The following is a 24,876-nucleotide window of genomic DNA, read 5'->3' on the forward strand; positions in this document are numbered from 1 at the left end:
GCTCTTCTTATTTTCGTGCTTTTGGTGCTTTTCGTGGCTAGAGCAAGATGACTTTAGATAGACTCGTCATCTCGCTCTAAGTCTTTGCTTACGCATCATGTTTTTCCAAAAAGTGGCATCCACTTTTTGGCATGATGCTCTAAAAATTCTAACCTATGACCGAATTTGAAGACGACGCCATTGTTCTGACCGCGCGCCCTCACGGCGAAACCGGTGCGATTGTCCATGTGTTGAGCGAGGTTCACGGCGTCTATGCCGCCCATGTGGCGGGCGGGGCGTCACGGCGGCTCAAACCGATTCTGCAAGCCGGATCGCGCGTGGCCCTGACCTATCGGGCGCGCCACGATGATCAATTGGGCGCGGCCACGCTGGAGCCGCTGGGGGCAACGCCCGACCTGCTCGATGACCCGCAGGCCTTGACCGGCCTGCAATGCGCCTGCGTGATGACGCGCTCTGTGCTGCCCGAACGCGAGGCCCATCCCGGCGTCTATCACGCGCTGTCGGCCCTGCTGGGCGTTCTGGTCGTGGCGGAGATATGGCCCGCCATCTATGTGCGCTATGAGGCGGGCCTGCTCGAAGCGGTCGGCTTTGGCCTCGATTTAAGCGCCTGCGCCGTCACCGGCAGTCATGATGATCTCGTCTATGTCAGTCCGAAATCGGGCAGGGCGGTCAGCCGCGCGTCGGGTGCGCCTTATCAGGACAAGCTTTTGCCGCTGCCGCCTTTTCTTTTGTCGAGTCAGGGCGGGCTGGGTGAAGATGACATCGAAAAGGGTCTGGCCCTGACCGGCTTTTTCCTCGAAAGGCATGTCTTTCATCCGCATGACAAGCCCTTGCCCGACATCCGCCAGCGCCTGATCGACACGCTGCGGCAGGGCTGAAACCTGCCGTCCATTTTTTGGTAAGGGTTTGTATGTCATAACTTTGTTACAGTTAAGGATAAAGCCGAACCCCATGCTGCCGTACAGCGAAGCGCAGATCATAGCCGCCAATGTCAATCCGGCCACCGGACTGGCGACCGACTATCTGAACCTTTTCAACGAAGCTATCATGCTGTTCGAAATGGGCCTCGACATGCCGGACATGGCCGAGGAACTGGCCGACTGGCACCGGCGCGGTTATATCGAGCATTTTGAATATTCCGGTTTTGAGCTGAAGGATGTGGTGATCGCCGCCTATCTGTACGCCCCGCACGAGATTCGGAGCGCGTTTGACGATACCGTGGAGCGCGCGCTCGGCGTTTTCGATTCCTCGATCAACATCCTGCTCAGTTCCAACATCGAAGACGCGGCGGCGCGTGCCGATCTTGATGCGCGGCTGGACGAGATGAAGGCGATGGTGGTCGAGATGGATTCGCATATCCACGGTCGCGCTGAGGCCGACCGCCAAAGCGAGGTTGACGCGCTGTTCTAAGCTTGCCTCCGGGCTTGTTTTCCGGGGCTTCCCGCTCTAGCCTGCGCGCATGAGCGACATAATGATTCCTGACGACGCGGGCGGGCGCATCCTTGATGAGCCGATGGGCGATGCCCTGTCGCGCCGCTACCTGGCCTATGCCCTGTCCACCATCATGCACCGCGCCCTGCCGGACGTGCGCGACGGCATGAAACCCGTCCACCGCCGCGTCATGTACGCCATGAGCAATATGCGGCTCAGCCCCGAAGCGGCGGCGCGCAAATGCGCCAAGGTGGTGGGCGAGGTGATGGGTAATTTCCACCCGCACGGCGACCAGTCGATCTACGACGCTCTGGTGCGCATGGCGCAGGATTTCGCGCAGCGTTATCCGCTGGTCGATGGTCAGGGCAATTTCGGCAATATCGACGGCGATAATGCCGCCGCCATGCGTTACACTGAATGTAAGCTGACCGTGGCCGCTACGCTTTTGCTCGACGGTATCAACGAGGACGCGGTCGATTTTCGCGCCACCTATGATGAGCAGGATGAAGAACCGGTCGTGCTGCCCGCGGCCTTCCCGAACCTGCTGGCCAATGGCGCTATGGGGATTGCGGTCGGCATGGCCACCTCGATCCCGCCGCACAATGCCGCCGAACTGATCGACGCCTGCCGCAAGTTGCTGGCCAAGCCCGATACCGCCATCGAAGAGCTGATGGAGATTATTCCGGGGCCCGATTTCCCAACCGGCGGCATCTGCGTTGAATCGAAGGCCTCTTTGCTGGAATCCTACCGCACCGGACGCGGCTCGATCCGCACCCGCGCCCGCTATGAGGTTGAGGATCTGGGGCGCGGCGCCTGGCGCATCGTGGTGCGCGAAATTCCCTATCAGGTGCAGAAATCACGCCTGATCGAGCAACTGGCCGATCTGATTGAGGCCAAGAAGGCCCCGCTGCTCGGCGATGTGCGCGACGAATCGGACGAACAGGTGCGTCTGGTGCTGGAGCCCAAGACGCGCAATATCGAACCCGAAGTGCTGATGGAAAGCCTGTTCAAGATCTCCGATTTAGAGACGCGCTTCAGCGTCAATATCAATGTGCTCGACGCCACCAGCACGCCGCGCGTCATGAGCCTGCGTGATTGCCTGACGGCCTTCCTCGATCACCGCCGCGAGGTTTTGCGGCGCATGTCGCAATGGCGGCTGGAGCGCATCGAAAAGCGCCTGCATCTGCTCGATGGCCTGATGATCGCCTTCCTCAATCTCGACGAGGTGATCCGCATCATCCGCGAGGACGAGACGCCTAAGCCCACCTTGATGGCGCGTTTCAGCCTGACCGAGGTGCAGGCCGACTATATCCTCGATACCCGCCTGCGCCAGTTGGCGCGGCTTGAGGAAATGACCATCCAGAATGAGCATAAAAAGCTCAGCGAGGAACGCGATGGTCTGATCGCCCTGCTCGGTTCGGAAAAGCTGCAATGGAAGCGTATCGACCAGCAACTGGTCGAGGTGCGCAAAAAACTGGTGTCGGGGCGTCGCACCACCTTTGCCGATGCGCCCACCGGTATCGAGGTGGCGGCCATCGAAAGCTATCTGCCGAAGGAGCCGATCACCGTCATCCTGTCGAAGCGCGGCTGGATCCGCGCCGCCAAGGGCAAGGTGGAAGACCCATCGGAACTGAAGTTCAAGGAAGGCGATGAACTGGGCTTCCTGGTGCCAGGTTATACCACCGACAAGCTGCTCATCCTGACTTCGGATGGCCGTTTCCTGACGCTTACCTGCGATAAGCTGCCTTCCGGGCGCGGGCATGGCGAACCTTTGCGCCTGATGCTCGACATCGAGGAATCGGCGCAGATCGTTACGGTCTTCATGCTCACGCCGGGCCAGAAGCGGCTGATGGTATCGAAAAACGGCTATGGTTTCGTCATGAACGAGGACGATGCCGTGGCCAATAAGCGCGCTGGCAAGCAGGTGCTGAATGTCGAGGGCACTGAAGCCTTTGCCGCCCTGCCGGTGACGGGCGATCATGTCGTGGTGCTGGGCGAAAACAACAAGGTGCTGGTGTATCCGGTGACGGAACTGCCCGACATGGCGCGCGGCAAGGGCGTCAAGCTTCAGGCCTATAAGGACGGTGGCGTGAAAGACATTGCCGTGTTCAGCATGGCGCCCAGATCCGGAGAGACGGGTGCGGTCTGGTATGATGGGGCGGGCCGGTCGCGCGACTTCAAGGATGTTAAGGACTATATCGGCCGCCGCGCTTCGGCTGGCCGTATCGCACCGCGGGGATTGCGCAAACTCAGGTTGTAATATGGGGTGGCTTGACATTTCCGTATCGTCATATATCGATACGGAAAGGCCGATAATGGCCAGGGGGGGAATTTCATGTATAAAATGAGGTCTATGGGCCAATTGAAAGCCGTGTGTCTCGGCATGGCGGCTGTGTCCGTGTCTGCACTCGGCGGCTGCGCCACCATGACGCGGGGCACGCATCAGGACTGGACGGTTACATCCGATCCCCTGGGCGCGATGGTGCAGACCAATAATGGTTTTGCCTGCGACACGACGCCGTGCACCTTCAAGGTGCCGCGCAAGCCCGGCTTTGAGGTAACTGTGAGCAAGCCGGGCTACAAGACCGCCAAGTTCAACGTCGTTAGCAGCGTACATGGTGGCGGCGGCGCGGCCATGGCGGGTAACGTCCTGGTTGGCGGTATTATTGGCGGCATCGTGGACGCTAATAACGGGTCGATGGATGATCTCACGCCCAATCCACTTGTCGTAAAACTGGAAAAAGAGGGTGGCTCGGATGCGCAGAAATAATCTGGTTTCAGCCGCGCTTGTCCTGGGATTTCTTGCGGTATCGCCCTATGCGCAGGCTCAGGACGCTACAGACTCCGCAAGCAGCAGCGCATTGAGCCAGAATGCCTCAGGTCAGAACGCTTCGACGGCTGCGGCAACCCCGGAAATTATCGGCAAGGGTGTGCTGGTCATGGACAGCGCCTTGCTTAATACGCGCCTGAAGCAGCATCCGGCGTCCTATACCGGCGCGCTGACAACGGTGACAGTACCGATCGGATCCAAACTGCGTGATAATGGCCTTGCGGCGCTCAAGGCCAGTTTCACCGGCGGGGTGTCGCAGGCGGCGGCTCCTGAAGCCGGGGCCTATAATATCACATTGCGACTTGATGGTTTCAGCTACAAGTATGATTCTCTGAGCAGTTTTGGCATGGCCGTTACACCGCGAGTGACAATCACCGTCACGGCGGACGTGACGGGTCCGTCTGGCATTGTCATTCTTCATAAGGCTTATAACCGTACCGATCTGACGGCTGGCCACTATGTTCTCAGTCTCAAACCATCCGAAAAGGTTTTGGCTAGAGCAACGAGCGTTTAATTTGACTTACAAATTGAATGCGAGATGCGGAAAAATGTAAAATGTAGAGTGGGTTGCATTCCTTTGACCGATTCAATCAGAATGCAGACCGCTCTAGAGCAACGAGCGTTTAATTTGACTTACAAATTGAATGCGAGATGCGGAAAAACGTAAAATATAGAGCGGGTTGCATTCCTTTGACCGATTCAATCAGAATGCAAACCGCTCTAGTCTGGACAAGGCTCTGGACGAAATTTTCACTGACATGGCGACAGATATTGCCGCTGTAGCAAAAACACCCGCCGCTGCGCCAGCAAGTGACGCCAACTCGTCCTCTTCCAGTGCAGGTGATGAAAGCAGCACGGGCGGCGAAACGGCACCATCGGACGACTCATCTTCCTCGTCTTCTGCTACGTCTTCACCGCAATCCTGATCAGCCGACGTCTGAATCCGACCTCGGCAGGGTTTGCCAGCCGAGGTCGGTCAGGGCTTCCAGCGGGCGGTAGCGCGCCTTGTAATCCATCTTGGGTGAGCCCTTCACCCAGTAGCCGAGATAGACATAATCATAACCGGCGCGCGTCGCCTGATCGATATGATCGAGGATGATATAGCGACCGAGGCTGCGCGGCAAAAGGTCGGGATCGTAAAAGCTGTACACCAGCGACAGACCGTCATTGAGCGCATCGACGAGCACGCAGGCCACCAGCCGGTCGTCCAGCCGGTATTCGATCAGATGGGTGCGCACCAGCGTTTCCTCGACCATAGCCACCAGATCGGGCCAGCTCATATCCATCATGCCGCCATCGGGATGGCGGGCGCGCAGATACTTTTGCAGCAGGTCGAACTGCTCACGGCTGGCCTCGGCCTCGACGAAGCTCTTGATCAGGTCGGCATTGGCGCGCACCACGCGCCGGTCAGATTTCGACATCCGGTACTGATGAACCGGTATGCGCACGCTTTGGCAGGCGCGGCACGACTGGCAGGCCGGACGATAGGCGATGTTTTGCGAACGGCGAAAACCGATGGCGGAGAGCTGGTCGTTGAGCCCGATGGCCTCCAGCGGCGGCAGGTGAACAAACACCTTGCGCTCTTCCTGTCCGGGCAGGTAGGGGCACGGGCCGGGCACGGTCAGATAATATCTGAGCTTTCGTCCTGGAAAGTGCTCGCTCATAACGCTACGGCTTCCTGACTCTATCCCTCTGGATACGGATAGTTGACCCTAATTCTGTCTTCCTCGCAAGGCGCAAATAAACCTTCCCGTATCAGTTTTGAGTTGTCAGTTCTGCGGCAGAACCGGTGCTTCGCGTAACAGCACGATCGAGATGCGGCGATTACCGGCCAGCGAAGGATCGTCAGGATAAAGCGGTTCCTTGGCGGCCTTGCCCGATACCTCGGCGATGCGATCCTGATCGACGCCCGCCGCCTGCAAAACGGCGCGTGACGCATCGGCGCGGGCGGCGGAAAGCGCCCAGTCCTTAGGATCCTGATCGGACTGGCCTGCCACGGCGGAGGTGTGGCCGGTGATGGTGATGCGATTGGGCAGGCGGTTGATGATCTTGGCCACGGCGCGCAGCAAAAGCTTGGCACGGTCATTGGGCTGGGCCGAGTTCACATTGAACATCGAACGGCCTTCCTGATCGATTAACTGGATGCGCAGCCCCTCAGGCGTCTGGTCGACGAGGATGTTCTTCGATAGCTCCGCCAGTTCAGGCATGTCCTGCAAGGCCTGACGCAGCGATTCGGCTGCACTCTGGAACGCCATCTGCTCCTGCTTCTGGGCGTCGGTTTCCTGATCATTATCGGCGTTCGATCCAGCGCTGCCCTTGCCCTTGGTCTGGCTCGACTGCCCATCGGGGTCTTGTGTGTTGGGCGGCTTGGGGGCCATCTGCTCGATGAAGGACATGGTGCCTTCGTTCTTGTCGCCGTCCGTGCCGAGCGCCTGACCGCCCAGAATACCGCCGGAGCCGGAGGTCGATTGCGACACATTGGCCGGGGCGAAATAATCGGCGACGCCGCGCTTTTGTTCGGGCGAGGTGGTGTTGATCAGCCACATCAGCAGGAAGAAGGCCATCATGGCGGTGACGAAGTCGGCATAGGCCACCTTCCACGCGCCGCCGTGGTGGCCGCCGCCGCTGACCTTCTTGACTTTTTTAATAAGGATCGGCGCGTCGCGACTGGCCATGAAAACCGCAAACCTCGGAAATGTTGCGCAGACCTTAAAGGTTTTAACGTTAATGACGCGTTGAGGATGTCTGTTTTTTGCGCAAAAAAGCGCGCGCAGGGTTTGATTCCGCCGCGCAGAATGGCATAGCCATGAGGGTAAGAAGGCGGCGTTTTGTGATTAGGCAGTATTATGGATAAGAAGGCCCTGCGCCATACGCTTGGCAGTTTCGCCACCGGCGTCTGTGTCATCACCACGCCCGATCCCGATCATCAGGCCGGTCATGTGATCGGCATGACCGCCAATTCCTTCAGTTCGGTGTCGCTGGAGCCGCCTCTGGTGCAGTGGTGCCTCGATCTGAAGGCGCACCGCTATCAGGTCTATGCCGAGGCACCGCGTTTCGCCATCAATGTGCTGGGCGCGGGCCAGGCCACGTTGTCGCGCCGCTTTGCCCGCCAAAACGCCCATATTCTGCCCGAAGAGGGATTGGTCAGCCCGCTTCATCCGCTGCGGCTGGAAGGCGTGGCGGCGTTTCTCGATTGCGAACTGTATGACAGCCGCGTCATGGGCGATCATCTGGTCATCACGGCACGGGTGATGGCCTTCGACGCCGATACGGAGCGGGCAGGGCTGTTGTTTTTCCGGGGCCGGTATGGCGAAGCGGGGGTGATGCTATGAAACTGTGTTTTGCCGGACTGGGCGTGATGGGCGATCCGATGGCGGGTCATCTGGTTAAGGCGGGCCATCAGGTGACCGCCTATAACCGCAGTCCTGCCAAGGCGGTGGACTGGGCGAAACGTAATGGCGCTAAGGCTGCGGATAGCGTTGCGCAAGCGGTTGATGGCGTGGACGCTTTGCTGCTGTGTGTCGGGCGTGATGGCGATGTGCGCGATATGGTGACTGAGGCCCTGCCGCATCTGAAGGCGGGCGCTCTGCTGATCGACCACACCACCACCTCGGCGAAGCTGGCGCGCGAAATGGCGGCTCTCTGTGCTGAAAAGGGTGTGATTTTCTTCGATGCACCGGTATCGGGCGGGCAGGCGGGGGCGCAAAACGGGCAGTTATCGGTGATGGTGGGCGGCGCTGCCGATCGCTTTGCCGACATGCAGGCCCTGACCGCGCCCTATACGAAATCGATCACCTATCTGGGCGAGGCGGGGGCTGGTCAGACGGCCAAGATGTGCAACCAGATCGCTATTGCCGCCGCCGTGCAGGGCGTGGCCGAGGCGATGCACTTCGCCAGATGTGCCGGACTGGACACCGATCTCGTCTTCAACGCCATTTCGGCGGGGGCAGCGGGTTCGTGGCAGATGTCGAACCGTTGGAAGACGATGAGCGAAGATAAATATGACTTCGGCTTTGCGGTCGATTGGATGCGCAAGGATTTGGGGATAGCGCTGGATGAGGCGCGTGAGAACGGCGCGCATCTGGCCGTGGCGGCGCTGGTTGATCAGTTCTATTCCGAGGTGCAGTCGATGGGCGGTGCGCGCTGGGATACGTCGAGCCTGCACGCGCGGCTGGAGGCCAGGCGAAAGCGCTAGAGCGGTCTGCATTCTGATTGAATCGGTCAAAGGAATGCAACCCGCTCTATATTTTACGTTTTTCCGCATCTCGCATTCAATTTGTAAGTCAAATTAAACGCTCGTTGCTCTAGGACAGATCGACATTCAGCGTCTTGCTGAAGAAAGCCCCCTTTGTCTCGACGCGCTTTGCTTGCTCGACACCTCCCCATTGCTGCGCAAAAGGGAGGAGGGATGTGCCGCCTGCCTTCCTCCTCCCTGTAGAGCGAAGCGAAAACGGGAAGGCTTGATGCCGGAGGGGTTTCTCAATGTCGATCCGTCCTACAGGGTTGCTGCCGTTATAATCGGCCCGCCATCGCCTTGCTGAACAAGGATAGCCGTGCGGTAATGTGCATCGCTGGCTTTTAGCAAGTGAAAATCCGCTGTCGTCCCATGCCAGTCGCCGAGGCGTACAAGCTGGCGCACCACATTACGCTGAGGCAGGGTGCGGCCACTGTTTTCACCGCGCCCGATAGCGACATTTTGCGTGCGCGGATCATAGCGCACCAGCCAGACAATGGCCTGTGGCGCACCGGTCATGGCGGCAATCGTGACATGATCGCCGTTGATCACCACGGACGGGCCCGGTTTTTGATGCGCGGCGGCGGTGCGGATCAGCGGCTCGACCTGTTGCAGGCTCTGGCCAGTGGTATCGTGCGCGCCATCAATCACCATTTGCGGCGTATAGACATTGTCGTGATGCAGGCCCTTCGCATAGGCCCATTGGCGGGCCGTATAGGCCGGATCGCCAAAACTGTCCTTCCAGCCGAGATTGTCCCAGTAGGTGACGGCAAAACTGAGCGCCAGTACGTCCGGCCGGTCAGCCAGCGTGTTCAGCACGGCATGGGCGGGCGGACAGGAGGAGCAGCCCTGACTGGTGAACAGCTCGACCACGACCGGACGCGCCGGGGCGGCAAGCGTGGGGGCGCAGGCCGTAAGGGCGGCGAAGATGGCGATCAAAGCGGGCATGAAGGGGGTGGGGCGTGTCATGGATAGCCTTACGCCTGAATGAACGCAAAGGTTACACCCGGTTGCAGCGGGCGAACAGTGCCGCCACCGTGTCAGGCCGCATGATCAAACCGTATAATCTCAGGCGCCGACAGCAATGCCAGGCCCAGGGTTTCCGCGATCTGTTGATTGAGCGCGTGTTTGAGCGCCTGACGCGCCAGCCAGTCCTTACGCTTCTTGGCCGGTATATCGGCGGCGGCGCGCGTTTCAGGACGGTGCGCCGCCATCTTGAAATAACCTTCGGGCGTAGTTTGCGCACCGTTTTCAAGCCAGAACAAATCGTTATTGGCAACGAAGGCGTGACGGGCATTGCGCAGCGGATGCAGGGCGTCGGGCACGGCCTCCAGCGTGTCGGCACCAAATATATTGGCCAGAAGTCCGGCAACATACAGACACGCGGCCTTGGGACGCCATCCGTGCAAGGCGCGCGTCGTGGCGATGATGCGTTGCTTGGCGTCTTCGGCAGCAGGGCCTTGCAGACCGCCGATGCGCAGGACGGGCCGCCCGTCGGCGGTGTGGCCGAGATGGAAGGTCAGCGCCGCCAGCGCCAGATCTTCGTTGTCTGCCTTAAGGAAAAGCGTGATCTCGCCTTCGGCGCGGTAACGCTCATGCCGATGCAGACTGAAGCTGTAAGCCTGGCCCAGCTTGTCATTCAGGCGGGCCAGAGAAACGATCTCGCCGCGCATGAGGCTGGCAATCATGTCAGGGCACAGGATGGCGGCCTCATAATCGTAATGCCCGGTGAGCAGGTCGAGCTTTTTGCGCGGCGAGAGTTTGCGGTTGTAATAGCTGCGGGCAAACTTTGTTCGCACCATTTCGATCGGCGGTTCCTGCCCGGTATAGAGCTGGTGATTGGCTTCGGTATAGGCGATCCAGCGCGATGACCACGGATACATCTGCCAATATTTCATAACGAAAAAACGCATTTTTCCGAAACCGAAACTCCGGCGAATCCGTTTCGCCGTCGCCACAAAACGCATAAAAGACATGGTTCGCCTGTATGACCTGTAAAATCAGGAGGCAGTCTAAAACACATTGCTGATGTGAAACTGATTGCACCTCTGGATTGTATGGAACGCGCGGCGACGGGACACAGGGGCGTGGCGACGAGATTGCTGGTGATTGAAGACGATCCCGTCCTGGGCGAAGGTCTGAGGGCCGGGCTCGAAAAGGCGGGCTACAGCGTCGATCTGGCCAACCGGCTCGATATGGCTGACACCCTGTTGAAAGGTCGTCATCAGCCTGCGGCGATCCTTCTCGATTTGGGCTTGCCCGACGGCGATGGGATGCGGTTTCTCAAAGCGCTGCGCCGTGATGGGCAGGCCATTCCCGTCATGATCGTCACGGCGGCAGCGCAACGGGAAATCCGGCTGGAAGGGCTGAATTGCGGCGCAGATGACTATGTCACCAAGCCCTATGATCTCGATGAAGTCACGGCCAGGACGCGCGTCCTGCTGCGGCGGGCCAGGGGCATGGCGGCAGATCTGTCGTATTTCGGGCCTTATGAACTCGATCTGAGCGGTCAGGTTGTGCGCGCAGGCGAACGCACCATCCTGCTGACCCAGCGGGAATTCCGCGTTCTGTCGCTTCTGACGAGCCGGATCGGTCGCTGGGTATCGAAATCCGACATCGAATATGTCGTCTATGAAGACGCCGTCGATATTGAAAGCAACACCATCGAGACAGCGGTCTATGGTTTGCGCAGAAAGCTGGGTGCGGAAGCTATCATGACAGCGCGCGGGCTGGGCTATATGGTTCGGCGATGAGGCCGGCGGCGATACAGAGCCATCCGCGCTCCCTGATCAGATCGGTCTTCCTGCGGGCGATGATCATTGTCATTCTTGGCATGACTCTGATCGGTGCTGTGGCGGCGACGACCGTGTCGTCACTGGTCAATCGCGGCTTCGATGCGCAATTGCGTATGGGCAGCCTGATGCTGGTCAGTCTTATGTCGGATGAACTGGCGGCGCGGCGTGCGATGTCGCCACCACAGCCCGCCTCATGCGATCAGCCGCTCCTGTCCGGGGAAGATCGTCAGGCCTTTACCGATTTCGCCCGCTGGCGCATGTTTCGCGTCTGGTACGGTGGCAGGGCGTGCTGGGCGTCACGGGTGGGGCCTGATCTCACCGCGCCGGGGGCTTCCAGTTTCAGCCGGTTTCAGAATATTCGCGATCACGGCGTCACCTGGCGCTATTATACCTATGCCGCGCCGCACAACGGCCCCGTGGTGCAGGTGGGTGAGCCGCTGGGCGTGCGCCGCCGTATCGTGGCGCGCATGGTGCTTGAAATGATCATTCCTTTTCTGCTGATCGCCATTCTGCTGATTTTCGTGCTGCTGCGTGGTATGCGCGCCAGCCTTAAAAATCTTTATCTGTTCAGCGAAACCCTGGCCATGCAGAAGGATCGCCCGCCTTTCCTGCATCCGCAGCCTGAGGATTGGGCCAGAGAACTGCATCCGCTCATCCGCACACTGAATCGCCTGTTCACCCGCATCGAGGAGGCGATCGGCCGCGAACGCCGCTTTATTGATATGGCCGCACATCAGTTACGCACCCCGCTGGCGGGCCTCAGTATCGAAGCGCAACTGGCGGCGCGCAGCCAGACGCCGGAGGAGCTTGAGGCGCGGCTGGCGGGCGTTCATGCTTCAACCCAGCGTGTGTCGGGTCTGGTGGATCAGCTTCTGATCCTCGCTCAGGTCGAGGCGACGGTGAGGCCCTCTGTCGCCGCCGTAGCCGTGAAAGATGTTTTGTCCTCCGTGATCGCCGACATAGCGCTGGTGGCGGCGAGGCGTCAGGTGGAGATCGCGGTCGAAATGGACGACGATGCCGAACTGACGGGGCCGGAGGCGCTGCTTCATCCCTTGCTGGCGAACCTGATCGACAATGCGGTCAAATACTCACCCGAAGGCGGGGAGGTTCTGGTCGAGGTGCACAAGCAAGCGCTGATCATCAGCGATAGCGGGCCGGGCATGAGCCGTGAGGAGCGCGCGCATGGTTTCGAGCGTTTCTGGCGCGCGCCCGGCAATAACCGGCCAGGCGCGGGTCTGGGCCTGGCCATCGCTCAGGAGGCCGCCACGCGGCTGTCGGCGCGCCTGTCGCTGGAGGATCGCGGCGATGGCCGCTCTGGCTTGCAGGTGCGCGTCAGTTTCGGTGATTGGCCTGAGGGCTGATTGTCGTCATACGGGTCACGAAGCCGGCCATTCAAGGCGGTGGTCGTCGGGCGCGAGCGTGATCCTGCCCGCCGCAATGTCTTTCTGACGCTGGAGCTCGCTCTTGACGCGCCAGTCGCCGACTGTATCGCAGCGCAGGTGGCGGTTATCGACCGGCACCTTGAATTGTGCGTGGATGGCGCGCGCGAAACCTTCGGCGAAAATATCGAGATTGCGGCCATGCGGCTTCAGATCGGCATCGACCTTGAAGACGTTCGATTCGTAGGATTGATTACGGTTGAAGTCGAAATAGCTGCATTGCAGCCAGGTTTCGGGCGGTGGCGGGGTGGAGGGCTGGGCGGGCGGCAGTTTTCCGGTCGTGATCTGCGCCGCGGCGGGCATGGCCAGAAACGCCAGCAAAAAAATGAACGCCTTCATGAGAGCCTCCTGAAATGTCATCCCTGTTAAATTAAGTGCTGCCGACCAGTTTGTCACCCTGTCGGGTTAATTCAACGTCGCGGCGCGTTCGACATAGCGTTGCAGGACGCGGCTGTAATTGTCGTCAAACTGGATCAGGCTGATGTCATCGAACGGGCAATCGAGGTCTTCGTCGATCCAGTTGCCACCCGGATCGACAGCCTTCAGATCGACGCTTTCGTCATTCACCACGCTGATCTGGCCGACATCGGCCTCATCGTCCTGCGACACCACAACGAATTTTTTCTTGACCTGCAAGGACTGGAAAATTTCCGCATAGGAGCCGAGCTTCAGCCAGGCATAGCGCTTGGTGCGCTTGACGCTGTTGAAGTCGAGAATGCGGCGTTGGTCGTCGTGAAATTCCGACACCTCGCAGCCCTCGACCCGTTCGACAGGCACGATCAGCGCCCCGACATCCTGCCATTCATAAACGGCCTGAAGCAGCAGAAAGCGCGCATTGAGGCCGACGATAAAGCCCTCATGGCCGCCTTCTTCGATTTCCAGCCGCACATAGGTGCCCTGCTCATAGGCCTGTTTCAGGGTTGCGCTGAGGTCGGTCATGGTCAAGCCTTTAAAAGTTCCGCCACATGGCGGGCGAAATAGGTGAGGATGCCGCTGGCCCCGGCGCGTTTGAAGGCCAGCAGGGTTTCCAGCACGGCCTTGTCGTGGTCCATGAAGCCCGCATCGACCGACGCCTTGATCATCGCATATTCGCCACTGACCTGATAGACAAAGGTGGGCACGCGAAAGGTTTCCGATACGCGTTGCACGATGTCGAGATAGGGCAGGCCGGGCTTGACCATCACCATATCGGCACCTTCCTGCAAATCGATGGCCACTTCACGCAGAGATTCGTGCGTGTTGGCGGAATCCATCTGGTAGGTTTTCTTGTCGCCTTTCAGCGCCTTGACGCCGATGGCGTCGCGGTAGGGGCCGTAAAAGGCGGAGGCGTATTTGGCGGCATAGGACATGATCAGCGTATCCTGATGGCCGCCCGCTTCCAGTGCCTTGCGGATCGCAAGTATCCGTCCGTCCATCATATCGGAGGGCGCGCAGATGTCGGCGCCAGCAGCGGTCAGCACCAGCGCCTGCTGGGTGAGCATCTCAACCGTGGCGTCATTGGCGATTTTGTCACCGATGATCAGCCCGTCATGGCCGTGATCGGTATAGGGGTCGAGCGCAATATCGACCAGCAGGCCGATACCGGGCACCTCGGCCTTGATGGCGCGACAAACTTGCGCGATCAGGCCGTCGGGATCGATGGCGGCTTTCGCGTCAGCGCTGCGGATTTTCTCACTGAGGTGCGGGAAAAGCGCCAGCACGGGGATGCCGAGATCGCGCGCCAGCTTTGCTTCTTTGACAGCCTCTTTGATGCTCAGGCGGTCAACGCCTTTGAGGCTGCCGATGGCTTCGCGGGCCACATCGCGGTCATGGACGAAGATCGGCCAGATCAGGTCGGACGTATGCAACCGGTTTTCAGCCACCAGATCGCGTATCCAGCCGGACTGGCGCAGACGGCGCGGACGGTTCAGCGGAAACGGAGCAAGGATGGGCGTGAAGGTCATGACGGCATAGTCTCGATTGATTTCAGGAGTCTTAGGCGCTTTGAGTCATGGCTTCAAGCGCGGGAAAAAAAGGTTTCAACCACGGAAAACACGGAAAGCACGGATCGCTGCATGGCGCGTCAGGCAGAATGGCTTCGGCTTCGCAATATGGCCAAAGGCCATCAGTCCGTGTTTTCTGTGTTTTCCGTGGTTCACTTTTCTCCCTTCGCCATTTCCACCAGAGTCTCGACCGTATTGAGATTGCGGGCGGTCATGTCGGCCTTGATATAGCGGCCGATCTTCTCGGCCAGTTTCGAGCGGCCGATGCCTTCGGGGGCATAGAGGTAAAAGACCTCGTCGGTCAGCTTGAAGTCTTCGCCATTGGCTTTCAGGGCGCTGAGCGCATCGAGATCGGCGGCGGCGGGCGGGGCCTTCAAAAAGAAAAAGTGCTGCGCCTTGCCTTGATGCTCATGATTGCGGAAGGGATTGTCGGCCAGCAGCTTTTCCAGATGGTCGCGCGTCACCAGAAACAAAGGCGGGCGAAAGCCGAACCGCTTTGCGATGGCGGCTTCGATGCGTTCAGTCGTTTCGGCTTCACTGAGCGATGAGCGAAACACCATATTACCGCTCTGGATATAGGTTTTCACCTCTGTGAAGCCCTCGGACTCCATCAGGGTTTTCAGGTCTTTCATCGGCAATTTGTTGTTGCCGCCGACATTGACGCCGCGAAACAGACCGATCCACAGGGCGTCTTGCATCGTAAATCCTCACAGGCTGCGGCAATATGCGCAGGCGAAAATGCGAAAAGGGCTGGAAATTTGCTACATTATATCGCAAATTCTATGCGAACTGACGATAAATTATGCCCGGCGTGTCTTGTTTCTGACCGCCGTGAGGTCTATCCCGTTGTGATTGCTGCCTTTGTCGCGGGCGGCCGGAGTTGTTGCTATGGACTATAATGCCGCTTTCGAAGCCGCCGTGGACAAGGTGCGCTCCGAGGGACGCTATCGCGTTTTCGCCAATCTGAAGCGCCATCAGGGCGATTTCCCCCGCGCCACCTGGATACGCGATGATGGCAGCGAACAGGAGGTCACCGTCTGGTGCTCGAACGATTATCTCGGTCAGGGCCAGAATCCGGTTGTACTCAACGCCATGCACGAAGCCATCGACACGGTGGGCACCGGTTCGGGCGGCACACGCAATATTTCCGGCACCACCTGGTATCATAATGCGCTGGAGGCCGAACTGGCCGATCTGCATCAGAAAGAAGCCGCTCTGGTTTTCACCTCCGGCTATGTGGCCAATGAGGCGGCGCTTTCGACGCTTTATAAAATCCTGCCGGGTCTGATCGTTTTTTCCGACGCCTTCAACCATGCTTCGATGATCGAAGGCATCCGCAATGGCCGTGGCGAACGTCATATTTACCGCCATAATGATCTCGACCATCTGGAAGAGCTGCTGAAAGCCGCGCCCGTCGATGCGCCCAAGCTGGTGGCTTTTGAATCGGTCTATTCGATGGATGGCGATATTGCCGACATTCGCGCCACCGTGGCTCTGGCCAAAACATACGGCGCGCTCACCTATATTGACGAAGTTCACGCGGTCGGCATGTATGGCCCGCGCGGCGCTGGCGTGGCCGAACGCGACGGGGTGATGGATCAGATCGACATCATCGAAGGCACGCTCGGCAAGGCGTTCGGCATGATGGGTGGCTATATCGCCGCCAATGCCAATATCTGCGACGCCATCCGCCTGTGGGCTTCGGGCTTCATCTTCACCACCTCTCTGCCGCCCGCCATCATGGCCGGGGCTGCCGCTTCGGTGAACTGGCTGAAATCGCACAATGAAAAGCGCATCCAGCATCAGGAACGCGCCAAAACCCTGATGGAGCGTTTCCGCGCCGTGGGGATTCCGGTGTTTCCGTCGGAATCGCATATCGTGCCGGTGCTGGTGGGCAATGCCAAGCACTGCAAGATGATCTCGGACATCCTGCTCAATGACTATGGCATCTATGTCCAGCCGATCAACTACCCGACCGTGCCCAAGGGTACCGAGCGCCTGCGTTTCACACCTTCGCCCGACCATGACGACCGCATGATGGACCATCTGGTCGAGGCGATGGACAAGCTGTGGACGCATTGTAATGTGGCGCGTCTGCCGAACGTGGCGTGAGGCTGATTTAGGGGGGGGGCAAATGATTAGTGTGTGGCGTCGTTGGCAATATAAAAAATATGAAGCGCGGATTTCAGCGTCAGATGATTTTGAGAAGTTCAATCAATTTGCGTCAGGGCCTTGGACGCCTGAAATAGCATCCAAGCTTCCTTGGGATATACTCGTTAAAGGCCCACAGCTTGGGAATATTGATGTGCAGACGCGAAAAGTTATAGATATGGAAATAGCTAAACGATGTCAATCTCATCAACCGTTTATTGCAAATTTACTGGCTGTTTTAGCAATATTAATTTCGATAATTTCATTGTTAAAATCATAGAATTTATAGAAATACTTCCTAAGATGCTGTGAAGTGATTTTATATTTGTGAATATAATGGCTTGAAAATACTATAACTGTCATGGTGTGGTGGGGTGGTAAGTGATGTATTCCTGTTTTGATGTTTACCTATCAAATACTCAGGTTCGGCTCATGGCGGATAGGGATTCTGAACATTTTAATATTTTTTGGAATGTGAAAATTCCAGATGATTGCGATGTAATACTTCCAAGTGGAAAAAGCTTGAAGCAAATGGATGGTGTTTTTGCACTTTTCTCTGCAGAAGATGCGAATTTGACGCAGCATCACAAAAATAAAATTTCAGTAGATGCTGAAAGTTATTTAATTTATTTTTGTATTAGCAATGATTTTTTGACTAAAATTGTCGATTTTGAGTTGTCGGGTCGCGGACCAGTTGGTGTGCGCGTTGGAGTTGATATGTGGAAATATTCTAAAGAGGACATCATGATTTCAACTTTTAAGGAAGAATTGCAAATAATACAAGGAAGGTCTGCGGTTTGGATGGTTGATGCAGTTGATTTTTTCTGGATAAGCCATAAGAAATGAATGCCTTCTCTTCATTTAATTTTAATATAGTAAATAATTGCGATATTTTTATTTAGGTGTAGATTCGGTAGATTCGGTAGATTCGGTAGATTCGGTGACACCATACCGAATGCGAGATATTTCCGGTGATTGTCCGCTCGGAGAATAAGATAGGAACGGGCAGGGATGGGCACACGCGCATAATCTGTGTAATCTGCGCAATCTGTGGATTCCTTACCTTACTCATCCGATGTCCGAAATCTATATCGAACTGCAACGCAATGGCGCTTACCTGAAGTGTACGGCCACCTGCGCCCGCACGGGCGAGGAGGCGATGGCGGTCGGGCCGGTCAATGATCCCGAAGGCGTCAAGCGGCTGGCCGTCATGAAGCTGCGCAACAAGCTGGACGGCAAGGGGCAGGGCCCGCGCAGCGGCGGCGGATTCGTTGTATAAACCCAAGGTTCGTAGGGGGGCATGTGGTGAAAAGGGACTCCACAGATGAACACAGATATTCAGGACAAACCCACGCTACCGCTATCTTGTGAGTCAGGATGGGCGCATCGCCGCTGCGCGGCCTAAGAAAAGTGAAGTGTTTAGCCGATAGCGGTAGCGCGAACCCCATCCTGAATATCTGTGTTCATCTGTGGATTCAAAACCTCAGCCTAAAATTCGGTGACACCATACCGAATGCGAGATATTTCCGGTGATTGTCCGCTCGGAGAATGAGATAGGAACGGCAGGGATGGGCACACGCGCATAATCTGTGTAATCTGCGCCATCTGTGGATTCCCTGCCTCAACCAGCCCATGTCCGAAATCTATATCGAGCTGCAACGCAATGGCGCTTATCTGAAGTGCACGGCCATCTGCGCCCGCACAGGCGAGGAGGCGATGGCGATTGGGCCGGTCAATGATCCCGAAGGCGTCAAGCGTCTGGCTGTCATGAAGCTGCGCAACAAGCTGGACGGCAAGGGGCAGGGGCCGCGCGGCGGCGGATTGGTCATATAAACCCAAGATTCATTCCAGGGTTCGTGGGGGGGGGCATGTGGTGAAAAGGGACTCCACAGATGAACACAGATATTCAGGATAACGCCACGCTACCGCTATCTTGTGAGTCAGGATGGGCGCATCGCCGCTGCGCGGCCTAAGAAAAGTGAAGTGTTTAGCCGATAGCGGTAGCGTGGCGTTATCCTGAATATCTGTGTTCATCTGTGGATTCAAAACCTCAGCCTGGACGCGCTTTGCGCCAAACGAGGCTAAAAACCTTGCCTCACCCTGTCGATAAGCGTAAACGCTCCCCATATTCCCATTTCCTTTCCAAAGCACAGGATTGTCACCGCCGTGAATGCGCCCGCCAATGCCTCCGCCTTCGTTCCGCAAGGCTATTTCCACAATGATCTGGCCTCTTCCGACACGGAAGTGCTGCACGCCATAGAGGGCGAGTTGCACCGCCAGCAGGATCAGATCGAGCTGATCGCCTCGGAAAACATCGTCTCCAAGGCGGTGCTGGAAGCGCAGGGCTCGGTGCTGACCAACAAGTACGCCGAGGGCTATCCGGGCCGTCGCTATTATGGCGGCTGCGAATATGTCGATGACATCGAGCGCATCGCCATTGAGCGCGCCAAAAAGCTGTTCAACTGCGCCTTCGCCAATGTGCAACCCCATTCCGGCGCGCAGGCCAATCAGGCGGTCTTTTTCTCGCTGCTGCAACCGGGCGACACCTTCATGGGCATGGATCTGGCCTGTGGCGGGCACCTGACGCACGGGTCGCCCGCCAACCAGTCGGGCAAGTGGTTCAATGTCGTGCCGTATGGCGTGACCGAGAGCGACAACACGATCGATATGGATCAGGTGGCCGCTCTGGCGCAACAGCACAAGCCGAAGCTGATCCTGGCGGGCGCTTCCAACTATCCGCGCCATATTGATTTCAAGCGCTTCCGCGAGATCGCCGATTCGGTGGGCGCCTATCTGTTCGTCGATATGGCCCACTATGCCGGTCTGGTGGCGGGCGGCGTCTATCCCGATCCCCTGCCGCACGCCCATGTGGTGACCACCACCACGCACAAAACCCTGCGCGGACCGCGCGGCGGCATGATCCTTAGCAATGACGAAGCCCTGGGCAAGAAGATCAATTCGGCCGTCTTCCCCGGCTTGCAGGGCGGGCCTTTGATGCACGTCATCGCCGGTAAGGCTGTGGCCTTCGGTGAGGCGCTGCAACCGGAATTCAAGCTCTATGCGCAGCAGGTTGTGGCCAATGCCCGCGTGCTGGCGTCCACGCTGGTTGAGCGCGGCCTGGCCATCGTGACCGGCGGCACGGACAGTCACGTCATGTCGGTCGATCTGCGTCCCAAGGGCCAGACCGGCAAGGGCACGGAAGCGGCGCTTGAGGCCGCCTTCATCACCTGCAACAAGAATGGTATTCCGTTCGATCCGCAGCCCTTCACCATCACGTCCGGCGTTCGCCTCGGCACGCCTGCGGGCACGACGCGCGGCTTCCGTGAGGAAGAGTTTAAGCAGATCGGCCATCTGATCGCCGATGTGATCGACGGCATGGCGGCCAATAATGGCGAGCCTGATCTGGCCGTGCAGGAAAAAGTGCGCGCGGCGGTCAAGGCCCTGACCGGCAAATTCCCGATCTACGGTTAAGCCATGCGCTGTCCGTTTTGCGGCAATCTGGAAAGTCAGGTCAAGGACTCGCGGCCTTCGGAAGACGGCGCGGCCATCCGCCGTCGCCGTTCGTGCCCGGAATGCGGCGGGCGCTTCACCACGTTTGAACGTGTGCAGTTGCGCGACCTGATGATTGTCAAGCGATCCGGGCGGCGCACGCCTTTCGACCGCGCCAAGCTGGAGCGTTCGCTGTCGATTGCGCTGCGCAAGCGACCGATTGATCAGGATCGCATCGACCGCATGGTGTCGGGGATCGTGCGTCAGTTAGAGAGCATGGGCGAGACGGATATTCCGTCTGATGCCGTCGGCGAACTGGTAATGGCGGCGCTCAAATCGCTCGATGTGGTGGCCTATGTGCGTTACGCCTCGGTGTATCGTGATTTCCGCGAAACCTCGGACTTTGCCAAGTTTCTTGGTGATGAGGGGTTGCATCAGGAATCGAGTGAGCCCGTAGAAGATCCGCATATTATCCGGCAAGGCTTGGGCGAACAGGATATTTCGCCTAGCGATGACGCTTAGAATTTAGACATGCCGCCATATCCCCTCTCCCCACGGGAGGGGAGAGGGTGGTTCGCTTGCGAACCGGGTGAGGGGTTCTAAGGCTGCGGTATTTACCCCTCACCCTAACCCTCTCCCCTTTGCATGGGGAGAGGGGACAGGTAAAGCGAACGCATGACCCGTCCCTCCGTCACACTGAAACTCGCCACCACGCTCGACGGGCGGATTGCGACCCATGACGGCCAGAGCCGGTGGATCACCGGTGAGGAGGCGCGGCGCGTCGTGCATGAATTACGCGGCGGTCATGACGCGGTTCTGGTCGGCATCGAAACCGTCCTGCATGATGATCCCGAACTGACCGTCCGCCTGCCCAATTATGAAGGTTTCCAGCCAGCGCGCGTGGTGCTCGATTCGCGTGGCCGTCTGCCGATGGCGTCGAAACTGGTGCAGACGGCGCGGGTGATCCCGACCTATGTGGTGACCACCGGCAACATCGCGCCGGAAATGCAGTCGCTGGGTGTCAAGGCGCTGAAGGTGCCGTCCAAACACCAGCGGGTCGATCTGGCGGCGGCGCTCGAAGCCCTGAGCGCGGTCGGTATCGAGCGTCTGTTCGTCGAAGGGGGCGGCGTCATCGCCACGGCCTTCCTGCGCGCTGGTTTCATTGATCGCCTTGAATGGTTTCGCTCGGCCACCATCTTGGGCGGAGATGCGCGCCCGGTGATCGGTCACCTCAATATCGAGGATTTGTCGCAGATGGTGCGCTTCACCCGGCTGGGTGTGCAGTCGGTGGGTGACGATCTGTGGGAGACGTATGAATTGGTATGAGACGTTTACGGGGTGGGATACTAAACCTTCATCCTTCCTCTGTTTACGGGGCCGGAGATTAAACCTTCATCCTTCCTCTGTTTACGGGGCCGGAGATTAAACCTTCATCCTTCCTCTGTTTACGGGGCCGGAGATTAAACCTTCATCCTTCCCCGTTTACGGGGAAGGTGGCGAGCTTGTCTCGCCGGAAGGGGGGATAGCAGACGACAGATTTCCCCCTTTCGTCTGCTCGTTACACTCGCATCCACCTTCCCCGTAAACGGGGAAGGATAAAAGACTCCGGCCCCGTACAAGGGGAAGGATGATAAAATGAGGTCTGAATTTGTTTACCGGCATTATTTCAAGCATCGGCACGGTCAAGGCGCTTAAGCGCTCGGATGAAGGGATGCGTCTGACCATGATGGTCGATTTCCCGCTCGACGATGTTGTGCTGGGCGCGTCGATCAGCCATGCCGGTTGCTGCCTGACCGTGGTGAAAAAAGGCGAGGGCGTCTATGATCTTGATGTCTCCAACGAAACCCTGAGCCTGACCAACCTTTCCGAATGGCGGGTCGGCACGCAGGTCAATTTGGAGCGCGCGCTCAAGATCGGCGATGAGCTGGGCGGTCATATCGTGTCCGGCCACATCGATGGCTTGGCGAAACTGATCAGCGTGACGCCCGATGGCGAAAGCTACCGCCTGACGTTCGAAGCGCCTGCGCCCCTGCATCGCTTTATCGCGCCCAAGGGTTCGGTGGCGCTCGACGGCATTTCGCTGACGGTCAATGAGGTCGAGGGCCAGACCTTTGGCGTCAATATCATCCCCCATACCTGGACGCACACCACCTTATCGCAGACAGGGGTTGGCGGGCATGTTAATCTTGAGGTTGATCGTCTGGCGCGCTATGCCGCGCGCTGGTATGAAACAAAGGCCCTGTCATGACCCTGCATAAAATCACCACCGATCTGCAACCGGTCAATGACCTTGCCAATAGCCATGCCAATAGCTATGAAAGCCCGATCTCGGCTATCGAGGCTATTCTGGAAGATGCGCGCAATGGCCGCCCCTATATTCTCGTCGATGCCGAAGACCGCGAAAACGAAGGTGATGTGGTTATTCCGGCTCAGATGGCCACGCCCGATGTCATCAACTTTATGGCGCGGTTTGCGCGCGGCCTGATCTGTCTGTCGATCACGGGTGAGCGCGCCAAGGCGCTGCGCCTGCCGCCGATGGTGCATGATAATGGCGCACGCAACGGCACGGCTTTTACCGTGTCGATCGAGGCCAAGGACGGCATCTCGACCGGCATTTCGCCGCGTGACCGCGCCCATACCATCGCCGTCGCCATCGATCCCGGCAAGGATTCGCGCGACATCGTATCACCCGGCCATGTCTTTCCACTGGTGGCGCGTGAAGGCGGCGTGTTGGTGCGCGCCGGTCATACCGAGGCGGCGGTCGATATTTCGCGCATGGCCGGGCTCTATCCGGCGGGCGTGATCTGCGAGATCATCAATGATGACGGCTCGATGGCGCGTTTGCCCGATCTGGTGAAATTCGCCCAGACCCACGGCATGAAGATCGGCACGATTGCCGACCTGATCGCCTATCGTCGCCGCACCGAACGCTTTGTCGAGCGCGTGCTGGAGCGTCCCTTCGACAGCGAATGGGGCGGTCAATTCCGCTTGCTTGTCTATCGCAATCAACTGGACGACGCCGAGCATCTGGCCCTTGTCAAGCAACAGCCGCAGGCTGGAAAGCCTACCCTCGTTCGGATGCACCAGCTCGATCTGGCCTCGGATGTGCTGGCAGGTTCAGGCGGGCCGTTCCGTAGCCATTATGTGCAAAAGGCGATGGAGGCTCTGGCGGCGCATGATGGCCCGGCGGTGATGGTGCTGCTGCGCGATCCCGATCCGAAGGTTCTGTCGGGCCGGTTCGCCAGTGACGAGTTGCACGGGCCGGGGGCGCGGGGTTTGCGCGATTACGGCGTGGGGGCGCAAATCCTGCTCGATCTCGGTGTGCGCGAAATGATTTCCCTGTCCTCGACGCGGCCAAAACCGGCGGCGCTCGAAGGCTATGGCTTGTCGATCATCGACTGGCAGGCGCTTTAGGGCTTTTTCATGGGGCCGGAAGCGCGTATGAGCCTGTTTCTGCCTGACTTCATTCAGTCGATTCTTTTTATTCAGGACCACGCGCTTGAGCCTTGATACCTCCCTCCGCATCCTCATCGTCGAAAGCCGCTTTTACGACGATATTGCCGACGAACTGCTGGCCGGGGCCAAGGATGCGCTGACCGCGCACGACATCGCCTTCGATGTCGTCACCGTTCCGGGCGCGTTTGAGATTCCGGCCGCCATCGCCATGGCCGAAGATGCGGCCCACCGTCCGATGGGCCGCGCCTATGATGGCTATGTGGCGCTGGGCTGCGTGATCCGTGGCGATACCACCCATTATGATTATGTCTGCAATGAATCGGCGCGTGGCCTGATGAATCTCAGCTACAAGCAGCGCCTCGCCATCGGCTATGGTATTCTGACTGTCGAAGACGAAGAACAGGCCTGGGTGCGGGCGCGCCGTAATGAAGGCAATAAGGGTGGCGCGGTGGCGATGGTCGCTTTGAGCATGATCACCCTGCGCAAAACCCTGATGGAGGGCGGCCAATGAGCGAATCGACGCCGCCCACCAGTCTGAAGGCCGTGATGGAACACCTGAACGCTCAGGCGGGCGTTACGCCGTCCCTGACCAAGAAGGATAAGCGCGCCCGCACCGTGGCGCGGCTGGTGCTGGTGCAGGCCCTGTACCAACTGGAGCTGACCGGTTCGGGTGTTGAGGCCGTGATCCGCGAATTTTCCGATTATCGCTTTGATGGCGACATCGAGGGCGAGCCGATGGGGCAGGCCGATGAGGCCTTTTTTGCCGAGGGTGCGCGCGCCGTGGTGCGCGAACAGGCGACCATCGATGCGGCGATCACGGCGCGTCTGGCGGCGGGCTGGCGTATCGAACGCCTCGACACGACGGTGCGCGCCATTTTGCGCGCTGGAACGTGGGAGATGATGCTGCGCAAGGATGTGGCGCTGGAAGTGGTCATCAACGAATATGTCGAGATCGCCCGCGCCTTCTTTGGTGAAACCGAGGCCCGCTTCGTCAATGCTGCGCTCGACGGCATTGCCAAGGATGTAAGATAGCTCCCCTTGCGTCATGACGGAACGGCGAGGGGCTGTT

At 58.6% G+C, this 24,876-nt stretch carries 29 protein-coding genes; 21 read left to right on the forward strand and 8 right to left on the reverse strand.

The annotated features are described in order from the left end of the window. Nucleotides 1–155 precede the first annotated feature (155 nt). The 5 genes from recO to QB905_RS03390 all read left to right on the forward strand — a co-directional run bounded on the left by recO (nucleotide 156) and on the right by QB905_RS03390 (nucleotide 4,775). The gene (gene recO, locus QB905_RS03370; RefSeq protein WP_282973152.1) at nucleotides 156–878 is read left to right on the forward strand and encodes a DNA repair protein RecO; all 723 of its coding nucleotides are present in this window, start codon (nucleotides 156–158) and stop codon (nucleotides 876–878) included. A 73-nt stretch (nucleotides 879–951) separates the two neighbouring features. After that, entirely contained in the window at nucleotides 952–1,410 is a 459-nt protein-coding gene (locus QB905_RS03375; protein ID WP_282973153.1) for a hypothetical protein, read from the forward strand. Nucleotides 1,411–1,459: 49 nt separating this feature from the next. After that, nucleotides 1,460–3,691 carry a DNA topoisomerase IV subunit A gene (gene parC, locus QB905_RS03380; protein WP_282973154.1) on the forward strand — a complete coding sequence of 744 codons (2,232 nt, stop codon included), beginning with the start codon at nucleotides 1,460–1,462 and terminating at the stop codon, nucleotides 3,689–3,691. Between the two features lie 93 nt (nucleotides 3,692–3,784). After that, on the forward strand, nucleotides 3,785–4,201 hold the full coding sequence (locus QB905_RS03385; protein WP_282973155.1) for a PEGA domain-containing protein: 417 nt from the start codon (nucleotides 3,785–3,787) through the stop codon (nucleotides 4,199–4,201). Further along, the gene (locus QB905_RS03390; protein ID WP_282973156.1) at nucleotides 4,188–4,775 is read left to right on the forward strand and encodes a hypothetical protein; all 588 of its coding nucleotides are present in this window, start codon (nucleotides 4,188–4,190) and stop codon (nucleotides 4,773–4,775) included. The genes QB905_RS03385 and QB905_RS03390 overlap by 14 nt, the downstream gene beginning before the upstream one ends. Before the next feature lie 412 nt (nucleotides 4,776–5,187). Here QB905_RS03390 and QB905_RS03395 read toward each other — a convergent pair whose 3' ends face one another. Next, entirely contained in the window at nucleotides 5,188–5,925 is a 738-nt protein-coding gene (locus QB905_RS03395) for an arginyltransferase (RefSeq protein WP_282973157.1), read from the reverse strand. A 105-nt stretch (nucleotides 5,926–6,030) separates the two neighbouring features. Next, a complete protein-coding gene (locus tag QB905_RS03400; RefSeq protein ID WP_282973158.1) occupies nucleotides 6,031–6,936 on the reverse strand; it encodes a flagellar motor protein MotB in 906 nt (301 codons plus the stop codon). A 171-nt stretch (nucleotides 6,937–7,107) separates the two neighbouring features. On the opposite strand from QB905_RS03400, the gene QB905_RS03405 reads away from it, so the two are divergent. Together QB905_RS03405 and QB905_RS03410 are read left to right on the forward strand one after the other, a co-directional pair. Further along, nucleotides 7,108–7,593 (forward strand): flavin reductase family protein, encoded by a 486-nt coding sequence (locus QB905_RS03405; RefSeq protein ID WP_282973159.1) that lies wholly within the window; start codon nucleotides 7,108–7,110, stop codon nucleotides 7,591–7,593. Beyond that, a complete protein-coding gene (locus QB905_RS03410) occupies nucleotides 7,590–8,456 on the forward strand; it encodes an NAD(P)-dependent oxidoreductase (RefSeq protein ID WP_282973160.1) in 867 nt (288 codons plus the stop codon). The genes QB905_RS03405 and QB905_RS03410 overlap by 4 nt, the downstream gene beginning before the upstream one ends. Before the next feature lie 300 nt (nucleotides 8,457–8,756). Here QB905_RS03410 and QB905_RS03415 read toward each other — a convergent pair whose 3' ends face one another. Next, nucleotides 8,757–9,464 carry a DUF1223 domain-containing protein gene (locus tag QB905_RS03415; protein WP_282973161.1) on the reverse strand — a complete coding sequence of 236 codons (708 nt, stop codon included), beginning with the start codon at nucleotides 9,462–9,464 and terminating at the stop codon, nucleotides 8,757–8,759. A 71-nt stretch (nucleotides 9,465–9,535) separates the two neighbouring features. Further along, entirely contained in the window at nucleotides 9,536–10,408 is an 873-nt protein-coding gene (locus QB905_RS03420) for a DUF535 family protein (protein ID WP_282973162.1), read from the reverse strand. A gap of 174 nt (nucleotides 10,409–10,582) precedes the next feature. Between QB905_RS03420 and QB905_RS03425 the strand changes: the two genes are divergently transcribed. Continuing rightward, a complete protein-coding gene (locus QB905_RS03425) occupies nucleotides 10,583–11,248 on the forward strand; it encodes a response regulator transcription factor (protein ID WP_282973163.1) in 666 nt (221 codons plus the stop codon). Continuing rightward, entirely contained in the window at nucleotides 11,245–12,651 is a 1,407-nt protein-coding gene (locus QB905_RS03430) for an ATP-binding protein (RefSeq protein WP_282973164.1), read from the forward strand. Before QB905_RS03425 ends, QB905_RS03430 begins: the two co-directional genes overlap by 4 nt. Before the next feature lie 15 nt (nucleotides 12,652–12,666). Here the strand turns inward: QB905_RS03430 and QB905_RS03435 are convergent, their stop codons facing one another. The 4 genes from QB905_RS03435 to QB905_RS03450 form a co-directional block, all read right to left on the reverse strand. Beyond that, entirely contained in the window at nucleotides 12,667–13,068 is a 402-nt protein-coding gene (locus QB905_RS03435) for a hypothetical protein (protein WP_282973165.1), read from the reverse strand. 66 nt (nucleotides 13,069–13,134) lie between these two features. After that, nucleotides 13,135–13,668 (reverse strand): hypothetical protein, encoded by a 534-nt coding sequence (locus QB905_RS03440; RefSeq protein WP_282973166.1) that lies wholly within the window; start codon nucleotides 13,666–13,668, stop codon nucleotides 13,135–13,137. A 2-nt stretch (nucleotides 13,669–13,670) separates the two neighbouring features. Next, the gene (hemB, locus tag QB905_RS03445) at nucleotides 13,671–14,672 is read right to left on the reverse strand and encodes a porphobilinogen synthase (protein ID WP_282973167.1); all 1,002 of its coding nucleotides are present in this window, start codon (nucleotides 14,670–14,672) and stop codon (nucleotides 13,671–13,673) included. 191 nt (nucleotides 14,673–14,863) lie between these two features. Further along, a complete protein-coding gene (locus QB905_RS03450) occupies nucleotides 14,864–15,409 on the reverse strand; it encodes a DUF1697 domain-containing protein (protein ID WP_282973168.1) in 546 nt (181 codons plus the stop codon). A 190-nt stretch (nucleotides 15,410–15,599) separates the two neighbouring features. Here QB905_RS03450 and hemA point away from each other — a divergent pair, with 190 nt between their 5' ends. The 12 genes from hemA to nusB all read left to right on the forward strand — a co-directional run bounded on the left by hemA (nucleotide 15,600) and on the right by nusB (nucleotide 24,839). Continuing rightward, on the forward strand, nucleotides 15,600–16,823 hold the full coding sequence (gene hemA, locus QB905_RS03455) for a 5-aminolevulinate synthase (RefSeq protein ID WP_282973169.1): 1,224 nt from the start codon (nucleotides 15,600–15,602) through the stop codon (nucleotides 16,821–16,823). Between the two features lie 22 nt (nucleotides 16,824–16,845). After that, the gene (locus tag QB905_RS03460; protein ID WP_282973170.1) at nucleotides 16,846–17,142 is read left to right on the forward strand and encodes a hypothetical protein; all 297 of its coding nucleotides are present in this window, start codon (nucleotides 16,846–16,848) and stop codon (nucleotides 17,140–17,142) included. A gap of 152 nt (nucleotides 17,143–17,294) precedes the next feature. Further along, the gene (locus QB905_RS03465; RefSeq protein WP_282973171.1) at nucleotides 17,295–17,708 is read left to right on the forward strand and encodes a hypothetical protein; all 414 of its coding nucleotides are present in this window, start codon (nucleotides 17,295–17,297) and stop codon (nucleotides 17,706–17,708) included. A 229-nt stretch (nucleotides 17,709–17,937) separates the two neighbouring features. Then, nucleotides 17,938–18,141, forward strand: coding sequence for a DUF6898 family protein (locus QB905_RS03470; protein WP_282973172.1), 204 nt, complete (start codon nucleotides 17,938–17,940; stop codon nucleotides 18,139–18,141). 353 nt (nucleotides 18,142–18,494) lie between these two features. Continuing rightward, nucleotides 18,495–18,695 (forward strand): DUF6898 family protein, encoded by a 201-nt coding sequence (locus QB905_RS03475; protein ID WP_282973173.1) that lies wholly within the window; start codon nucleotides 18,495–18,497, stop codon nucleotides 18,693–18,695. Nucleotides 18,696–19,028: 333 nt separating this feature from the next. Beyond that, nucleotides 19,029–20,333 (forward strand): serine hydroxymethyltransferase, encoded by a 1,305-nt coding sequence (gene glyA, locus QB905_RS03480; protein ID WP_282973174.1) that lies wholly within the window; start codon nucleotides 19,029–19,031, stop codon nucleotides 20,331–20,333. Between the two features lie 3 nt (nucleotides 20,334–20,336). Beyond that, complete coding sequence (nrdR, locus tag QB905_RS03485) at nucleotides 20,337–20,873, forward strand: transcriptional regulator NrdR (RefSeq protein WP_282973175.1); 537 nt, start codon at nucleotides 20,337–20,339, stop codon at nucleotides 20,871–20,873. A gap of 153 nt (nucleotides 20,874–21,026) precedes the next feature. Then, on the forward strand, nucleotides 21,027–21,677 hold the full coding sequence (locus tag QB905_RS03490) for a RibD family protein (RefSeq protein ID WP_282973176.1): 651 nt from the start codon (nucleotides 21,027–21,029) through the stop codon (nucleotides 21,675–21,677). Between the two features lie 322 nt (nucleotides 21,678–21,999). After that, nucleotides 22,000–22,599, forward strand: coding sequence for a riboflavin synthase (locus tag QB905_RS03495; protein WP_282973177.1), 600 nt, complete (start codon nucleotides 22,000–22,002; stop codon nucleotides 22,597–22,599). After that, nucleotides 22,596–23,765, forward strand: coding sequence for a 3,4-dihydroxy-2-butanone-4-phosphate synthase (gene ribB, locus QB905_RS03500; protein ID WP_282973178.1), 1,170 nt, complete (start codon nucleotides 22,596–22,598; stop codon nucleotides 23,763–23,765). Before QB905_RS03495 ends, ribB begins: the two co-directional genes overlap by 4 nt. An 85-nt stretch (nucleotides 23,766–23,850) precedes the next feature. Next, entirely contained in the window at nucleotides 23,851–24,318 is a 468-nt protein-coding gene (locus QB905_RS03505) for a 6,7-dimethyl-8-ribityllumazine synthase (protein WP_282973179.1), read from the forward strand. After that, nucleotides 24,315–24,839, forward strand: coding sequence for a transcription antitermination factor NusB (nusB, locus tag QB905_RS03510; RefSeq protein WP_282973180.1), 525 nt, complete (start codon nucleotides 24,315–24,317; stop codon nucleotides 24,837–24,839). The genes QB905_RS03505 and nusB overlap by 4 nt, the downstream gene beginning before the upstream one ends. The last annotated feature ends 37 nt before the right edge of the window (nucleotides 24,840–24,876 follow it).

This window comes from Asticcacaulis sp. EMRT-3 (assembly GCF_030027245.1).
Lineage (GTDB): Bacteria > Pseudomonadota > Alphaproteobacteria > Caulobacterales > Caulobacteraceae > Asticcacaulis.

Excerpts from the sequence above, each read along its gene's own strand:
- QB905_RS03475 (WP_282973173.1), top strand. The coding sequence starts at position 18,495 with ATGTCCGAAATCTATATCGAGCTGCAACGCAATGGCGCTTATCTGAAG.
- ribB (WP_282973178.1), top strand. The coding sequence starts at position 22,596 with ATGACCCTGCATAAAATCACCACCGATCTGCAACCGGTCAATGACCTT.
- hemA (WP_282973169.1), top strand. The coding sequence starts at position 15,600 with ATGGACTATAATGCCGCTTTCGAAGCCGCCGTGGACAAGGTGCGCTCC.
- QB905_RS03470 (WP_282973172.1), top strand. The coding sequence starts at position 17,938 with ATGTCCGAAATCTATATCGAACTGCAACGCAATGGCGCTTACCTGAAG.
- QB905_RS03405 (WP_282973159.1), top strand. The coding sequence starts at position 7,108 with ATGGATAAGAAGGCCCTGCGCCATACGCTTGGCAGTTTCGCCACCGGC.
- QB905_RS03490 (WP_282973176.1), top strand. The coding sequence starts at position 21,027 with ATGACCCGTCCCTCCGTCACACTGAAACTCGCCACCACGCTCGACGGG.
- QB905_RS03410 (WP_282973160.1), top strand. The coding sequence starts at position 7,590 with ATGAAACTGTGTTTTGCCGGACTGGGCGTGATGGGCGATCCGATGGCG.
- QB905_RS03420 (WP_282973162.1), bottom strand. The coding sequence starts at position 10,408 with ATGCGTTTTTTCGTTATGAAATATTGGCAGATGTATCCGTGGTCATCG.
- parC (WP_282973154.1), top strand. The coding sequence starts at position 1,460 with ATGAGCGACATAATGATTCCTGACGACGCGGGCGGGCGCATCCTTGAT.
- QB905_RS03450 (WP_282973168.1), bottom strand. The coding sequence starts at position 15,409 with ATGCAAGACGCCCTGTGGATCGGTCTGTTTCGCGGCGTCAATGTCGGC.
- QB905_RS03465 (WP_282973171.1), top strand. The coding sequence starts at position 17,295 with ATGGCGGATAGGGATTCTGAACATTTTAATATTTTTTGGAATGTGAAA.
- hemB (WP_282973167.1), bottom strand. The coding sequence starts at position 14,672 with ATGACCTTCACGCCCATCCTTGCTCCGTTTCCGCTGAACCGTCCGCGC.
- QB905_RS03440 (WP_282973166.1), bottom strand. The coding sequence starts at position 13,668 with ATGACCGACCTCAGCGCAACCCTGAAACAGGCCTATGAGCAGGGCACC.
- QB905_RS03375 (WP_282973153.1), top strand. The coding sequence starts at position 952 with ATGCTGCCGTACAGCGAAGCGCAGATCATAGCCGCCAATGTCAATCCG.
- QB905_RS03400 (WP_282973158.1), bottom strand. The coding sequence starts at position 6,936 with ATGGCCAGTCGCGACGCGCCGATCCTTATTAAAAAAGTCAAGAAGGTC.
- QB905_RS03430 (WP_282973164.1), top strand. The coding sequence starts at position 11,245 with ATGAGGCCGGCGGCGATACAGAGCCATCCGCGCTCCCTGATCAGATCG.
- recO (WP_282973152.1), top strand. The coding sequence starts at position 156 with ATGACCGAATTTGAAGACGACGCCATTGTTCTGACCGCGCGCCCTCAC.
- QB905_RS03390 (WP_282973156.1), top strand. The coding sequence starts at position 4,188 with ATGCGCAGAAATAATCTGGTTTCAGCCGCGCTTGTCCTGGGATTTCTT.
- QB905_RS03415 (WP_282973161.1), bottom strand. The coding sequence starts at position 9,464 with ATGACACGCCCCACCCCCTTCATGCCCGCTTTGATCGCCATCTTCGCC.
- QB905_RS03460 (WP_282973170.1), top strand. The coding sequence starts at position 16,846 with ATGATTAGTGTGTGGCGTCGTTGGCAATATAAAAAATATGAAGCGCGG.
- nusB (WP_282973180.1), top strand. The coding sequence starts at position 24,315 with ATGAGCGAATCGACGCCGCCCACCAGTCTGAAGGCCGTGATGGAACAC.
- nrdR (WP_282973175.1), top strand. The coding sequence starts at position 20,337 with ATGCGCTGTCCGTTTTGCGGCAATCTGGAAAGTCAGGTCAAGGACTCG.
- QB905_RS03395 (WP_282973157.1), bottom strand. The coding sequence starts at position 5,925 with ATGAGCGAGCACTTTCCAGGACGAAAGCTCAGATATTATCTGACCGTG.
- QB905_RS03435 (WP_282973165.1), bottom strand. The coding sequence starts at position 13,068 with ATGAAGGCGTTCATTTTTTTGCTGGCGTTTCTGGCCATGCCCGCCGCG.
- QB905_RS03385 (WP_282973155.1), top strand. The coding sequence starts at position 3,785 with ATGGGCCAATTGAAAGCCGTGTGTCTCGGCATGGCGGCTGTGTCCGTG.